This window comes from Pararhizobium qamdonense (assembly GCF_029277445.1).
GTDB classification, from domain to species: domain Bacteria; phylum Pseudomonadota; class Alphaproteobacteria; order Rhizobiales; family Rhizobiaceae; genus Pararhizobium; species Pararhizobium qamdonense.
The window spans coordinates 2228528-2242680 of record NZ_CP119566.1 but is presented as its reverse complement, the minus strand read 5'-3'; the positions used below and the strand labels follow the sequence as shown (position 1 = coordinate 2242680).

Below are 14153 nucleotides of genomic sequence, written 5' to 3'. Positions count from 1 at the left end.
CAAAGAGCACTGCAGCCATGACACTTTCACTGAAGGAAACAAGGTAGATGTCTGACAAGCGTCAACTCATCGCTATAGTTGATGACGACAACCGCGTTAGGCAAGCATTACGGGAATTGTTGGAGTCGGCAGAATATGATGCCCTTTCCTTCGATGGTGCTGAAACACTTTTGGCCAGCCTAGACCTTGCCCGTATTACTTGTGTCGTAACTGATATTGGCATGCCTGGACTGGATGGGTTCCGGCTCCGAGAAATCCTTCACCGGGACCATCCGCAACTCCCCGTCATATTGATTACGGGTCGCTACGAGTTGGTTGAAAAACTCTCAGCCGAAGACGCCTCCTCAGTTTTAAGGAAGCCCTTCAGCGGTAAAGCTTTTCTATCAGTGATCAGTCAGAGGCTAGGCCTACAGTAGAATCTAAAGAGCGAAGCCGTCGGGCTCCGGTATACCCGGTTCAAAAAGCTTAGCTGAGGCATTTAGATCGACATTAGGTCGTGGGCACTGCCATCCGATGATCCGGTGGCATAGTCCCTCGACCTCACGATTCATGCAAGCAACAGGAGATTAGTTATTGGCTGCCCCGTACAGGCCAATTTCATCAGGCGCTAGGGATGATGGGGGCAAAGCGTCGCGTTCCTTTTCCGCCTTCTCGGCTTCTTCCTTGTTTTTCGCGCCCTCTCGCTCTTTCAGAGCCTGCGTCACAGCGTCATCGAGATCGGGGTTTCGTGCGCTGGAGACAACGTCCAGCAAGGAGATGCCGAGTTTGTCGAGGCCGAGTTCCTTCTCGATTTCGGCGATCTTCTGATCGGCCCCGGAAGCATGCATGGTTATGACCTGCTTCCTCATCTGGCGAGCGAAATCGGCCTCGCTGTCAAAATCGCTTTTATCAAAACCGAGTTTCTGACCGGCACGTTCGATCAGTTCCAGCTTCATCTTGTTGATGTTGACGTTGTCTACGCTAAACATCGCCTCGGAAATTCGGGACTGCGCCTGTCCTGGCTGTGCAGACATTCCGATCTTTTCACCGACGCCATTGGCGACGGCTACCAAATTATCTGAGGCAGATTTGTCGTCCTTTATCGAACTTGTGGAATTGGTCTGTTGCAATATGAGAAGTGCAGCGGAGTTCACGCCTGAAATAGCTGACATAGTAAGTCCTCAATCCGCCTACCATCCATCATAGCGGCAGGGAGGAAGTGCTAAGGCTTCATGCGATAGCTAAAATCGTGTGGTTGCATTCGTAATCAGAAATGGTTGTAAAAGCAATAATGATTGATCACGGTGTGTGCGCTCAGTCACCAAGACTGGTTGCGCTTCTGCGCGCTGCGTTGCACCTTATAGACGGTGTGAAATTCGGAGGAAGTCGATGACTTTGGGAACCGTCAAATTTTACAATGCTGACAAGGGCTTTGGCTTCATTACGCCTGACGACGGCGGCAAGGACATTTTTATCCACATTTCCGCCCTGCAAGCCTCGGGCATTCAATCTTTGCGCGATGGCCAGAAAATATCGTTCGATGCCGAGCCAGATCGTACTGGCAAAGGCCCCAAAGCCGTAAATATTCACCTCCAATCAGCGTGACCAGTAGGCTTACCACGCTTGCGATGTCGGGGCGCTGTCCCAGGCATGGTCTATATTCAACTAACACTATTGTCGTCGGACCGCGTCAATCATCGCCTGCGTCACGTCCTGTGGGTAGCAGATCGGCGCGTAACCGCCCGGCTTCGAATAGGCGCTCCTTTTCCCACAGCGCCGACCACCACGGTCGGTGTTATAGGGACACGCGCAAGAGCTGGGATAGCTCGCGAGAGACTCAGCGATGATGCGCTGAACTATCGTCGAGTCCGGAATTGTCGGAATCGACTTCTCGCGCTCTGGCTGCTTTGACGCCTTCTTCGAGGGCTTTTCCCCATACGGCGTTTGCTTTTCGGTCAGAAATCGTGAGGCGACCCAACCATCGCGCTGGGTCAGTTGGTCTCTTACCCGAGACCATTCGCCGGACTGCTTCATCAGAAGGATTTGCCGTCCGCTGTCCAGGCGATCAATGAGTTCATCCCCAGTGGATGGCCCCTTTCGAAACGCTACGCGTTTGCCGGTGACAAACCGAGCCGGAAAACTCTCAGCTTGTTCCTCTGGATCAAAATTTCGCGCGTCTGCATCCGTTGCTTCGGACAGGGCGGTCTCGGAAGACGATTTCGATGTTTCGGTGCTGACCGAGGGGCGGCGTTTTAGCTGTTCAGAAGCAGAGGGAACGTTCGCGACACCGGCATCGTCCCCACCGGGGTCACTACTCGTCAGGCGACTGACGGCATAAATAACAATCGCTCCTACCAGCCAATATCGCTTCCGCATTGCCAAGTTCCCCCCGGGAACGAAATTTGGCCCACAATACGCGCCCAGACAAGTATAAGGTGTAATAATAAGGCGTTTCCCGTTGCTATCACGCTTTCCAGCGATCAGAATCGCAGATGAAATCAACAAGCTGACCCCGGTACAAGTCTGGACTTCTGACGCAGGCCAAGTCGACGCGCGTTCTTCGAACGGATGCGAATTCGCCACAATCCAACGCGGCAAAACATTTACTTTCAGATTGACTTTTAACGCGGACTTATGTAGGTGGCGTTATAGTTTTAACGCGGATGAAAACAGGTGGCGTTTGACCCAGGAAGACGTAGACGCGATTGGCGACCTTGGTCGGGCCTTGGCAGACAGCGAAGGCTCGGGCCACCGCAAAGGCGTCAGCTTGTTCGGAGTCTCAATTGAGTACGGGCTACATACCCTTCTTTGGCTTGTCGCCGAACATCCTAAACGCGCCAGCAGCCGCGACCTGGCGGAGATGCAGGGCCTACCGGCGGCGATGGTGGCAAAGATCATGCCGAAGCTGGAAAAAGCGGGCATCGTCAACTCCGCCGACGGGATCAGTGGCGGCTATGAGTTGGCTAAATCCCCTGCGGACGTGTCGGTTCGGGATGTTGTCGACGCCATCGAAGGTGATCGTAAGCTGTTTGACTGCAAGGAAGTGCGTCGCGGTTGTGTGTTGTTCGGTGGCACTCCGCCCCCTTGGTCGATAAACGGTGTCTGTCGTATCCATGCGGTGATGCTCAGGGCTGAAAAACGCATGCGCTCGGAGTTGGCAAGGACAAGCTTGGCCGATCTGGCTCAAGGGGGGCGGCCTGAAGCCTTCGAGAGCTTGGTTGCCGACTGGTTTCGCGACCGCACGGCGGCACGTGAGACCGCACGCGTGACGGCGCTGAAGGCAGCGCGCCCGCCCCGGTAAGTGAAGAATAATTCGAGAATACCTAACGCCGACACTGCGTGTCGGCGGCGGGAAAACTGCAACCATCAGAAATTGAAAGGATCAATTCGATGACACGCATGAACTGGTACGAAGTCGCCCCGGACGGCGCAAAAGCTCTGCTCGGAGTCCACAATTATGTGATGAAGAACACCAATCTGCCTGAAGAGCTAATCCACCTCGTCTTTCTCAGGGTCTCCCAGATCAACGGTTGCGCCCACTGCATTGACATGCACGGTCGTGATCTCCGCAAGACCATGTCAGTTGACAAAGTCGCGCTGGTACCGGTCTGGGACGAGGTGCCTCACATTTTCACCGACCAACAACGTGCGGCTCTCGCTTGGGCCGAAGAAGTGACGCGGGTAAGCGAAACACACGCATCGGATGAAGCTTATGCGGCTGCTTCCTCGGCATTCGAACCGAAGGACCTGGTCGATCTCACGATCACCATCGCCGCCATGAATGCCTTCAATAGATTGGGTGCGCCTTTCCGGCTTCCGGTGTCGGTTAAAGCCGCCTGATATTTGTGTAAGTTCGCGGGGCGGTGATACCGCCCTGCAGTCACCTGATGAGCGAAAGCGTCAAGCGGCTCGCCAAGCAGTGTGCAAAGATGCCGAGCATCGAAAGCGCCTTCATATGTATTTTCGGAAATCCATTAGGCGAGTTTCTGGGATGTAGAAGTGAAAAGACGAGCCTGGCCTGGCTGAGAAGTTTAACATCTTGAGACTTCTTCAGCCAGGTTAGGGAAACCGATTGATGACCGAACTTCATCCGAGCACATCGCCAAATGTTAAGAGCATTATAATGAGCCCCATAATCTGGGCCGCGAACTCTTGTCGTTGCAAATAAGTTTGATCGCTGAACAGTTGTATAGCTGTATAGGTTCGGCAGATAGCGCGCCATCGATTCACGACTGAGAGCGACCAACCGCTCAAACAGCCCGTCTATCTTGATGCCGCCGTTGACCGACTCAGTGGACGCTCCGCCTTGGCTCTCGCCAACAAGGCCGCTTTGTCGGACACAACTTGCAATTCCTCCCATCCCGGCGAGCAGTATCTTTGCTTCCGCCATCGCATCCTTACCAAACATGCGCTGCTGTGTGCACCAAGAAGCCAACTCCTTGCAACCTCAAGCACATGCATCACCGGTTCCGGCCACTGTATTGTTCCCCCGCTCCCGACTTGCTGCCCTTGTACCATTTAAACCAGTTGGTGCCATTTCCCCTTTCCCTAGGGTCGAACCATTCCCCGCCAAACTGCATCATGAAGGCTGCAGCATCGTCGCGGATCGAAAAACAGTGGACGATGTAGCCGACATCTTCAAATCGGACACTATGACCCCGCACACACCGAGATAGGCACCTGCAGAATTCATCATGCGCCGCACTTTGTTTGCCAGTGCAAAGGTGAGCAGCGAGCGCGACTTGATGAGGCCAACCTCGGTCTATCCCCGCTGCAGTGAGTTCACCCTTACGGCTCGACATAGGAATATCCTCCAAAAACGAAAGGCATATGTTCCTATTTTGTTCACGGATGTCAAGGCTTGGTTTCAAACCAATGGCCGATTTTCACACAGACAAAGAGCGATTTTGTTCTTATTTTGTTCCGTAGCAGTGGCTCTCATGTCGTTCGGGTTTGCAAAAAATGACAGCTTGTTTGCCTGGCACCGGACTTGTTCCGTTCTTAAAGCCATGGGTAGTATCGCAGCAACTCTGTGTTGATCGAGTCGGGGGCAATCGGTGGGCGGTTACTGGGATAAAAGGCAAGGTGCGGCAGAAAATCTGCGCCTTCTTACACGGGAGGGACAATGGCTGGCCTGGCATGATCAGGAAGCTAATCCTGAAGACCCAGGCAGTAGGAGGATCGCAGGGGCCAAGGCGCGGGTTGAGGAGGCGCTTCTCCAATCGCTCCACTCTACGAATGTGCTGTCTCTCCTTGGGTCGGGAGCATCGTTCTGCGCAAACAACCCAGACGAAGCCAAAGGCCAAGCGCCTGGCATGAGCGATCTTTGGCATGCCGCTCGGGCAAAGGTCAGCGAACTCGACCTCGACTACGAAACGTTCGATAATATGGTCATCGAATTAGTCGGTGCCATCCCCCTAGACGACAAGGGAAAGCCCAGGGCTGGGGACATCGAGACCCTACTCAGCCTTTGCAAAATGAAACTGGAACTGACCGAAATCCGTGCGACGACAGCCGAAAAGATTGACCCAAAGGGCGAAGTTCAAAGACTGCGAACTTTCATCGCTGCGGCTGAGAGTGCTATTCTCACCAAGGTAAACTTCGTCGACCAGGACACTGATTTGCCTGCACATAAAGCCTTCGTGCAAAAGCTCGCGAAGCGTACCGTCGACAAGCCACGGGTGAAGGTATTCACGACAAATTACGACCTTTGCATTGAGGAATCGGCCTCACGATTAGGTGTCGTCCTTGTCGATGGCTTCTCTCACAGCGCAGAGCAGCGGTTCAATCGCGATTATTTCCAGCACGATATCGTGCGGCGGCAAACGTCGGGCACCAAGGCTGACTACATCGAAGCCGTTTTCCACCTGTACAAACTGCATGGATCGGTCGACTGGCGGAGAAAATCTGACGGCGTGGTCGTCAGATCGATGGCGGTCAACCAGCCGGGCCATGAGCCGGTTCTAATCTATCCGCGCTCGACCAAGTACCAGCAGGCGTTCGAGGTTCCCTACTTGGATGCGTTCGCGGCATTTCAAGCAGCGCTCCGGGAGCCTGATACTGCGCTTTTCGTCGCGGGTTTTGGTTTCGCAGATGACCATATCAGCGCACCAATCTGGTCAGCATTGGAGTCGAACCTCTCACTCCGGCTGGTGCTCGTTGATCCCTCTTTCATAAACCCGATAAAGCTCGACGGATATCAGCCGGATCACCTGCTTGATCTGGAGATTGATAAGCAGAAAAAATTCCAGAAGAAGATAATGCGTCTCGTCCAGGAGGGTGATCCTCGGATCACCGTGTTAAACGGTAGGTTTGAGGATTTGGTCGATGCCATCCCTGCAATCGCTGGCGAAACAGACCGGCAGCGTTTGCAAATGCGGCTCGATCAGATCAGGGATTTCCCCCAATGAACCAACCCTCATCCGCCCTCGTCGATTCAGATAAACGGGTGGGAACCGTCACGCGGGTCGGTGCCTCCTACATCGAACTTACCATCCCCAAAGCACTGGCGGCCAGCGGCCAACGGGGTTTGGCCAGGGGAACAACGGGTGATTTTATTTTCGTCGACTGCGATCAAGAGTGCATTCTGGGCCGGATAACCGACGTAGCGGTGCCAGAGCGGCAACGCTCGGGCCTTGAGAGGCAAATGGAGGCCGACGCTTCAGCCGAACCACAAGGCCGCGCCCAACTGCTTGCGACAATCAGTAAGGCAACTCACAAGGTAACACGCGGCATCAACGTCAAACCGCGTGTTGGCGATGGAATTTACCTGGCGGATGGTAACGCTCTAGCATCTGCCATTCGCGAGGCGCTCCAAGGCGAAGTTGGAGAGGGAAAAGACGAGCGACTACTTGTGAACCTTGGTCGATTATCTGGAATTGCTGGTGCGGACATCGCCATGCCGCCAGAGAAGCTCTTTGGGCGACACTGCGGGATTTTCGGTGCGACCGGCGGCGGTAAGAGCTGGACCCTTTCTAAGCTGCTCAACGAGATCGTTCGCCTTGGTGGAAAGTGTATCCTGTTCGATCCCACTGGAGAGTTTGCCGGAAAAATCGCCGGGGCGAAGGAGTTTTCCTTTTCGAAAGGCACTGAGCAACAGCCCCTAGCCCGGTTTCCATACGGCGAAATGTCTGAAATCGATCTTTATGCGTTACTTACGCCGTCTGCGCAGATGCAGGGACCGAATCTGCGAAATGCGATTAAAAGTCTTCGCCTCGCAGGAGCGTTGCGAGGGAACGAGCACGCTTTCCATCGCGCTGTCGAAGAAGGCGAAACCGAGATTTACACGCTCGGAAATCGAAAAGGTTTCATTGAGGTGAGTAAACGTGGCACAGTTAGGAAGCGTGAAAACAGCCGTACCGCCCATGCACTTGCTCTCATCGACTTGGCATCTCAGCTCGAATCGCACGTTTGCGACTTCGACATCAGTCTACTTCCAGATCAGATCAAGGAAGAGTGCGTAAAACAGTATACGAAGAACAACCTTGGCCAATTTGGCGATTGGGATGACTTTGCCCTCAGCGCCTGTAACTCTTTGATCGTCCGCGTTGAAACCTATCTGTCTTCGTCAGAAATGCGTTGCTTGTTCTCCCACGAAGGCGTCGATATTTGCAAGGAAATCCAGGATTTCATCAACGACCCAAGCCAGAACGCTCTGGTGCTCTCATTCGAGCACGTGAGTTTCAAATACCACACCAGAGAGTTGCTTCTGAATACGTTGGGCCGTCATCTACTCGGCCTTGCTCGAAAAAACGTATTTCAACAAGTGCCGTTGGTTTGCTTCCTTGATGAAGCTCATCAATTCATCGGCCGCTCAATCGGCGACGAAACCAATCACGTCACCCTGGACGCATTTGGCCTGATTGCCAAGGAAGGGCGCAAGTACGGATTGACAACGGGAATTGCGACCCAACGCCCTCGGGACGTACCAACCGACGTGTTGAGCCAGTTGGGTACGCTGTTCGTTCATCGCCTCACAAATGAGCGGGACCGCGAAACAATCGAGCGCGCTTGCGGCGATCTCGACCGTGACGCTGCGGCCTTCATCCCATCGCTTGGTCAAGGGGAAGCAATTATTGTCGGTCCAGAGCTGCCCGCCCCCTTGCCCATTCTTATCGACCGCCCAGAGAAGGGGCAGCAACCGCAATCTCATGGGCCACGATACCAAACCTATTGGGGTTGGAGCAAAGCTCCTGAGGACAACGAGTAAGCAGACGATTAGGTTCGTCGCGAAAGGCTGCAACCCTCAGCCCGGTCCAGATGGTCATTGGGGCATCTGCTTCACGGTACTCTTATCTAATTCTCACCTTTGGAAAGCCGCGCAATAGCATCATGGACCTGTTTACGCCCCTTGTTACTCCGAACCGCCAGCACCCAAATTTCAAGCGACTGATGTCAGAAAGCGACTGGGACGTCCGTGAAGTCTTGGCGGACTGGGCCAAGGGCTTCATTGACCGAGACAACAAGTTCGTTCGAGAATTTCAGACGACCTTCAACAGCTGTTGGTGGGAGCTTTACCTCTATGCGGTCTTCAAAAGCTTGGACATCAACGTCGATTTTTCGTTCGACGCCCCAGATTTTGTGGCTCGCGACCTCCCAATGGTCGTCGAAGCAGTAATCTCCAGCCACGCTGAAAACGCGACCCCGGAGTGGAAGAAATCCATCAGCGACCTCACCGGGGGCAGACATATTGAACAACGCTATACGGAAACCCTGGCGCGGCTATACAACAGTCTCGACGCGAAACGTCGTCTCTATGATCGCCGGTACTCTGGCCTGCCCCATGTCCAGGGCAAATCCTTTGTTATCGCTTTGCACAACTTTGGGACGCCCGACAGCTTCCAACTGGGCGATGTCGCGATGCAGCGGCTGTTGTACGACCTTGAAGAGCGAAAGAAGTTTTCAAAAAATGAGAACATCTCCCTCCCGCTTGGAATTTTCAACCATCCGGAGTTCGCGTGTGTCAGTGCCGTGATCTACAGCAGCGTTGCGACTTACGGCAAAGTGCGAGCCCTCGGCCGAAGCACCGAGCAATTTGTTTTTCAGGCGACCCGGATACGAAACAATTCGGAGCTGATTTCCATCGCTGCGAATAAAGGCGATTATATCGAGAGCCTCCGGGACGGCTTGCGCGTTTTTCACAACCCCAATGCCAAGATACCGCTCCCGTTCGAACTCTTTGACCCGCTGGATGTCCGAGAATTTCGGATGATTAATGGAGAGATGCTTACCACCTGCCATCCCGATGGCGATTTGTGCATGCGGCAGGTCATGCGCCTATCGCAGCACGACTGACAACCCCTGGACACGAAGCACAGCGGCGGTCCTTGAGGAAATAGACTGATAGGGTAACACGATGACCATTGTCCCTCGCATTGAGATCGCGACGGGCGCAGTCGTAGCGAGCGCTGTCCTCTGGAATAATCCTGTTGACGACGCCCGACTGCAACTCTACCGATCCCTGAGCGATTGTGGGAGAGAACGCGCCAGCCAGGAAGCCTGCAAGAATCGCACACCTTGACCCGCAGGACTTCTATGTCTGTTGAACACGTCACTAAAGCCATCGAAACATTCCTGTCTACCGATAGGCCCGAAGTCCTATGCATTCGTGGGCGCTGGGGCACCGGGAAGACCTATAATTGGCACCAGCAAACAAAGAGGCTTCGGGGAAAGCAAGACGCAATCGCACTCGGCCAGTATGCTTACGTTTCCCTATTCGGGATCAATTCGGTTGCCGAGATCAAGACCGCTATTTTGCAGGCGACTTCGCCACGGAACGAAATCGGTGACTACATATCGAATGAAAAGCTGAGGACGCGGCTGAACGATGGGGAAAAAATTCTCCGAAAGGTAGCTGCGTCCTTTATGCCTGCGATTTTTGGCGAGGGCTTCGGACAGGCTGTTGTTTCCGCTCTCTCCATGATGATCGGCAAGCAGATCGTGTGCTTTGACGACCTGGAACGCAAAGGGGCAGGCCTCGATATCGGTGACGTGCTTGGTTACATATCCCACTTGAAAGAGGACCGGCTCTGCAAGGTCGTCATCTTACTGAACGAGGAAGCGTTCCAGAGCAACGACGACAAGCAGTTCCGTAGCTACCTTGAAAAGGTCGTCGATAGGAGCTTGCTCTTCGAGCCGACACCGGAAGAGTGTGCGGCGATTGCGATCACTGACAAGACCGAGGCGGCCAACTATGTACGCGAACGCGTCACGAAGCTCGGCGTAGATAACGTCCGGGTCATAAGGAAAATATACGACCTTGTGAAAGCGATTGAGCCGCTGCTTTCGAGGTTCGCGCCTTCGGTGTTCATGAATACCGCGAGCAGCATCGCGCTTCTGGCCTGGTCACACTTGCAGCCTGACATCGCTCCATCGTGGGAGTACCTGCGGAAGCGTTCGGAATGGTCTGGCATAAACCAGAAGGACGAACCTACGGAGCAAGAGAATGCTTGGGATCAGCAACTGACCGAGTACGGCTTTACCACCACCAGCATATTCGATTCGGCGGTGATGAGTAGCATCCAGGCTGGATATTTTGACCCGAAAATCATTGATGAACACGCTGGATTGCTTCACGCGCAAGCCGTCCAGCTCGCGGCTGCGGCGCAATTGCGAGAAGCTTGGGACCAACACATCTTTTCGTTCTCTACCGAAGAAGAGGAGGTTATTGAACGGCTTGTAAGATGCTTCATCAAGCACGTGACTCACCACGAGCTAGCCGACCTGAACGCTCTTGCGAACCTACTGAAAGAATTTGGCAAAGAGGACCAGTTCAAGGCCATTACGGCGGCGTACGTGACAGCAAAGAAAGGCACCCCCCGATCTTTCGATGTGACTGAAGCTTACCTGCGCGAAGAAGTACATCCCGATCTGGCCGCGATCTTGGAAGCTGAACTCAAAGGCCATCAGACAACGACAACTTTTGAAGAGGCACTGGACGAACTTTACAATTCGAGCATGAGTCCGCGCCTAATTGGCATCCTCGCCAAGGCGACTGTCGATGACTACTTCAAGGCGTTTAAGACCCTTCAGGGACCGAGACTACAGAATGCTCTCTCCGGGCTCCGGGAGATTATGAAGATCACCAACCCAACACCAGACGGCGTGACGGCGTTAAACCTTGCGGGGACGGCAATGGAAAAAATCGGAGCCGAGTCTGAATATAACAGAGGCCGCGTGCGCGGGTGGGGCTTTGTAGAAAGGATGGAGAAGCTGACGAGCGAGGCTGCGAAACCTTCCGTGGCAGTGGGCGAAGAAGCTCTATAATCGTGACTCGACTCGGACTTGTCAGGGAGAGTTCAACGGCGATGAGGCTCATCGTCACAACTGGTCCTTCGCCCTGTCAGCTGGTGTCCGATAATGATGATTATTGGACACCAGACATGGGGAATGGCGCATATGAGGCGCTGGAACCGAAGGCAAGTTAAGTTCCTTTGAAACGGCAAAGGCCACTATTTTCGGGGCGATCAACGGAGCTTGAATAGGCTGACGATTATTGAGTTTGCGATTAGTCAGGCGATTGAAGACGCGTTCTGCTCGGCCATCCAGACGGCCAACAACAACGCCGCCGCCGCCAAGGAAATCGAGGCCGCCTATAAGATTCAGATCGGCGCACTGGAAGTTTTTGTTGTAGAAACCGCTGCTTCAGAAGCCCTATCGAGGCAGTCGCCGACGACATAGCCACGGTCGAAGAAATCGAAATTCCGGATGCGCTGGCGAAGCCGTTTATCAGGAGATTCGGACGTAGCCCTGAGAGACGTTTTCGGAAGAGCTGTGACGGTGGTTTCGTTTGTCATTTTCGTAACGATCCTGGCTGGCTGTCAACACCAGGAGCCGAGGATCATCACGCAGGTCCAGCTCCAGAAGATCGAGGTGCCGAGGAGCCTGCTGACGTGCTCGGCCGAACCGGTCTATGGAAACATAACTGTGACGGTGAAGGAAGGCAAAGGCCGGTGCCGATTGCCGGTCAAAACTGGATGCTGTTAAAAGGATTATAGAGGCACAATAACGGCAAAAGCCCGGGTCTTACTCCGGGCTTTTGAGGGGTAATCAAACATTGATCAGGCCGCTTCGACTTCTACTTCTTTAAGTTTGGCGGCCCTAATCTCTCCGGCAATCGTCAAAGCCAAGCCGTTACACGTCCATTCATGATCATTTGCAACGGATTCTGCGTTGAACGCGGCGTATTCAAGGTCCTCGTCAGTGCTTTCGGCAGTAATCCTGTCATTAAAATCTTCCCATACGATTTCAATGACCGACGACCTAGACAGAGGTGCATATTTTCCGGGCTTGTACACGGCCGCAATATTGACGGATGGGTCTCTGCCGTCGTGATCTATCTCGCGGACATCGCCCCACAAAGCAAAAATTTTTGCTTCCGCTTCTTCAAGCGTCGCAGCCACGCCATCCGCCGAGGTGCTCCATCCGTTGTATTCACCGGCCCAGCCATCCAAGATGTCTGCGCCCATGCCATTTATCTTGACCGGGCTCTTGAGGACTTGGATTTCCGTTGAGTCAACGTAGCGATCATCGTCCTGATTTGGTCCGACGTATTCAACCGATGCTAAGTAAAACATATTTCTCTTCCTTCTTTCAGTGTTTCCCGGCCTGATTTTTTTGCTTACCGGTCACCAGCGCCTTGGTGATAATTAAATTCTTGGCCATCGGCGAAAACTACACAAGCAATAAAACGTTGATAAAACAAATGCTTAGGAAAACGCTCACACTGTCAACGAATTATTTTGAAAATTACACAAACGTTTCCGCCGATGGGATTTTGTCGGCCGCTACTTGTCGCGGACGAGAGCCTTGCGCGCCGGGCGGCTAGCTACGATTGACGCAGCTAGGCCGCTCAGGACTGGACTCAAACGCTGTTCGATTTCTCTGAACATCGCTTGCCGGGCGGCGTGTGCCTGAGCTGGGGTGAGCTTTTTGGCCTTCGTCTTGGTCGGGGTCGGGGTCGGGGTCGTCTTACTCATGTTACACCGTTGTACGCGTTACTAACTCACATTACGTAGCGGTCCGCCCGAGCATTACAAATCGCGGGCTGATTTTTTTGCATTTTTCGCACGACCATTGAAAAAGGCCCCGTTTCCGGGACCTTTTGGTTACGTTCTAAATGCGGATGGCCGCTTGAATGCTGGTCTTGGCGGTGGCGCTCGTCGCGGTTCGGGACCTCTTATAACCGGTACTGGTTTCGGCTCGGGTGCAGGTTTAGGCTGCTGATACCCAGTCGGCGACGCGCCCATTCGACCGTCGTACATCTGTTGGAAAAGGGCCCTTGTACGAGGATGCGAGTGCGTCTGCGCAACTTTTAGGATTTGACGATAGAGCGGCGCAAGGGGCCCATCCGGCCTGAGATCGGCGGCGAGATTGGATGATGAGCCCGTAAGCGGGATTGCTTTTTTCATGCGGCATACTCCCCTGACTGACCCCAAACGTAGCCCTCCAGGATTTCGATGCCGGTCCGATCCGGCATCCTCCCAAATCTCGCGCGTCTGAGTTCGGACTGCATGTCGATAAGCGCATATTCATCGCAGCCGAGTGTTCGGCAAATCTGACGCTTTTCGATTTCGCCTGACGTCACAATTTTTCGGAGTCGTGACCTCAGGATTTGCTCTTCCGACATGATGAGTTCCGGCGTCGCCCAGCCGCCTCCTCGCGGTCTCATAGCGATCCTTCTGCAATGTGTATCGGCCAAAAATGACGCGTCCGCCGCACGATTGGTGCTGCCGATCAGGTCGTCACAGTCGTCGTAAATGTCGATGATTTTAGAATAATTGATGACGTACAGCTCGCGAAAGTGCGCCTCGATCACGAGCTGCATCAGCTTGTCGGCTGGGATCACGCGGGGGTCTGACGGAGCGCACCATGCATCAATCGATCTCAGCGACACCCCCAAAATGCGAGCTGCAATAGCACGTCGGCCGCTGCGCTCTCCGAGGCTGTCAACATAGTATACCGTTCGCTGTTCAATTTCTTTTTTGGACAATGTCAACAATTTCTCCATGTTTATCTCCGGTCTGGCGTGAACATGAGAGAAGTCTTTGGCGAGATTTTTATGGGCGCAAGTGAATTGTGTTATTGCAAATTAGGTCAGCCTTGATGAAAGCTAGGATTGTCAACGAAATATATTTTTAGTGTTGTGTGATTGTATGATTTGTGTTTGTCGAATG

General features: G+C 53.6%; 14 protein-coding genes. 9 read left to right on the top strand and 5 right to left on the bottom strand.

The window, feature by feature from the left end:
• The first annotated feature begins 47 nt into the window (after positions 1–47).
• Positions 48–416, top strand: a complete 369-nt coding sequence (locus PYR65_RS10765; protein ID WP_276117966.1) for a response regulator transcription factor — start codon at positions 48–50, stop codon at positions 414–416.
• 150 nt (positions 417–566) lie between these two features.
• Here PYR65_RS10765 and PYR65_RS10760 read toward each other — a convergent pair whose 3' ends face one another.
• Positions 567–1151, bottom strand: coding sequence for a hypothetical protein (locus PYR65_RS10760; RefSeq protein ID WP_276117965.1), 585 nt, complete (start codon positions 1149–1151; stop codon positions 567–569).
• 217 nt (positions 1152–1368) lie between these two features.
• Between PYR65_RS10760 and PYR65_RS10755 the strand changes: the two genes are divergently transcribed.
• Positions 1369–1584: a cold-shock protein gene (locus tag PYR65_RS10755; protein ID WP_276117964.1), complete on the top strand. Its 216-nt coding sequence runs from the start codon at positions 1369–1371 to the stop codon at positions 1582–1584.
• 66 nt (positions 1585–1650) lie between these two features.
• Here the strand turns inward: PYR65_RS10755 and PYR65_RS10750 are convergent, their stop codons facing one another.
• Positions 1651–2355: an SH3 domain-containing protein gene (locus PYR65_RS10750; protein WP_156397558.1), complete on the bottom strand. Its 705-nt coding sequence runs from the start codon at positions 2353–2355 to the stop codon at positions 1651–1653.
• 304 nt (positions 2356–2659) lie between these two features.
• Between PYR65_RS10750 and PYR65_RS10745 the strand changes: the two genes are divergently transcribed.
• Both PYR65_RS10745 and PYR65_RS10740 read left to right on the top strand, forming a co-directional pair.
• Entirely contained in the window at positions 2660–3280 is a 621-nt protein-coding gene (locus tag PYR65_RS10745) for an RrF2 family transcriptional regulator (protein WP_276117963.1), read from the top strand.
• An 89-nt stretch (positions 3281–3369) separates the two neighbouring features.
• Positions 3370–3819, top strand: coding sequence for a carboxymuconolactone decarboxylase family protein (locus tag PYR65_RS10740; RefSeq protein ID WP_060504236.1), 450 nt, complete (start codon positions 3370–3372; stop codon positions 3817–3819).
• Positions 3820–3859: 40 nt separating this feature from the next.
• Here the strand turns inward: PYR65_RS10740 and PYR65_RS10735 are convergent, their stop codons facing one another.
• Entirely contained in the window at positions 3860–4369 is a 510-nt protein-coding gene (locus PYR65_RS10735; RefSeq protein WP_276117962.1) for a hypothetical protein, read from the bottom strand.
• Positions 4370–5036: 667 nt separating this feature from the next.
• Between PYR65_RS10735 and PYR65_RS10730 the strand changes: the two genes are divergently transcribed.
• The 5 genes from PYR65_RS10730 to PYR65_RS10710 all read left to right on the top strand — a co-directional run bounded on the left by PYR65_RS10730 (position 5037) and on the right by PYR65_RS10710 (position 11658).
• Positions 5037–6389, top strand: coding sequence for an SIR2 family protein (locus tag PYR65_RS10730; RefSeq protein WP_276117961.1), 1353 nt, complete (start codon positions 5037–5039; stop codon positions 6387–6389).
• A complete protein-coding gene (locus PYR65_RS10725) occupies positions 6386–8188 on the top strand; it encodes an ATP-binding protein (RefSeq protein WP_276117960.1) in 1803 nt (600 codons plus the stop codon). Before PYR65_RS10730 ends, PYR65_RS10725 begins: the two co-directional genes overlap by 4 nt.
• A 122-nt stretch (positions 8189–8310) precedes the next feature.
• Positions 8311–9273, top strand: a complete 963-nt coding sequence (locus PYR65_RS10720; protein ID WP_276117959.1) for a hypothetical protein — start codon at positions 8311–8313, stop codon at positions 9271–9273.
• A 240-nt stretch (positions 9274–9513) separates the two neighbouring features.
• Positions 9514–11244: a hypothetical protein gene (locus PYR65_RS10715; RefSeq protein ID WP_276117958.1), complete on the top strand. Its 1731-nt coding sequence runs from the start codon at positions 9514–9516 to the stop codon at positions 11242–11244.
• Between the two features lie 210 nt (positions 11245–11454).
• Positions 11455–11658 carry a hypothetical protein gene (locus tag PYR65_RS10710; RefSeq protein WP_276117957.1) on the top strand — a complete coding sequence of 68 codons (204 nt, stop codon included), beginning with the start codon at positions 11455–11457 and terminating at the stop codon, positions 11656–11658.
• 380 nt (positions 11659–12038) lie between these two features.
• Here the strand turns inward: PYR65_RS10710 and PYR65_RS10705 are convergent, their stop codons facing one another.
• Positions 12039–12554, bottom strand: coding sequence for a Rossmann-fold NAD(P)-binding domain-containing protein (locus PYR65_RS10705; protein WP_276117956.1), 516 nt, complete (start codon positions 12552–12554; stop codon positions 12039–12041).
• A gap of 830 nt (positions 12555–13384) precedes the next feature.
• Positions 13385–13987 carry a hypothetical protein gene (locus PYR65_RS10700; RefSeq protein WP_276117955.1) on the bottom strand — a complete coding sequence of 201 codons (603 nt, stop codon included), beginning with the start codon at positions 13985–13987 and terminating at the stop codon, positions 13385–13387.
• Positions 13988–14153: the final 166 nt, after the last annotated feature.

Excerpts from the sequence above, each read along its gene's own strand:
- PYR65_RS10750 (WP_156397558.1), bottom strand. The coding sequence starts at position 2,355 with ATGCGGAAGCGATATTGGCTGGTAGGAGCGATTGTTATTTATGCCGTC.
- PYR65_RS10705 (WP_276117956.1), bottom strand. The coding sequence starts at position 12,554 with ATGTTTTACTTAGCATCGGTTGAATACGTCGGACCAAATCAGGACGAT.
- PYR65_RS10700 (WP_276117955.1), bottom strand. The coding sequence starts at position 13,987 with ATGGAGAAATTGTTGACATTGTCCAAAAAAGAAATTGAACAGCGAACG.
- PYR65_RS10755 (WP_276117964.1), top strand. The coding sequence starts at position 1,369 with ATGACTTTGGGAACCGTCAAATTTTACAATGCTGACAAGGGCTTTGGC.
- PYR65_RS10720 (WP_276117959.1), top strand. The coding sequence starts at position 8,311 with ATGGACCTGTTTACGCCCCTTGTTACTCCGAACCGCCAGCACCCAAAT.
- PYR65_RS10740 (WP_060504236.1), top strand. The coding sequence starts at position 3,370 with ATGACACGCATGAACTGGTACGAAGTCGCCCCGGACGGCGCAAAAGCT.
- PYR65_RS10725 (WP_276117960.1), top strand. The coding sequence starts at position 6,386 with ATGAACCAACCCTCATCCGCCCTCGTCGATTCAGATAAACGGGTGGGA.
- PYR65_RS10760 (WP_276117965.1), bottom strand. The coding sequence starts at position 1,151 with ATGTCAGCTATTTCAGGCGTGAACTCCGCTGCACTTCTCATATTGCAA.
- PYR65_RS10735 (WP_276117962.1), bottom strand. The coding sequence starts at position 4,369 with ATGGCGGAAGCAAAGATACTGCTCGCCGGGATGGGAGGAATTGCAAGT.
- PYR65_RS10715 (WP_276117958.1), top strand. The coding sequence starts at position 9,514 with ATGTCTGTTGAACACGTCACTAAAGCCATCGAAACATTCCTGTCTACC.
- PYR65_RS10765 (WP_276117966.1), top strand. The coding sequence starts at position 48 with ATGTCTGACAAGCGTCAACTCATCGCTATAGTTGATGACGACAACCGC.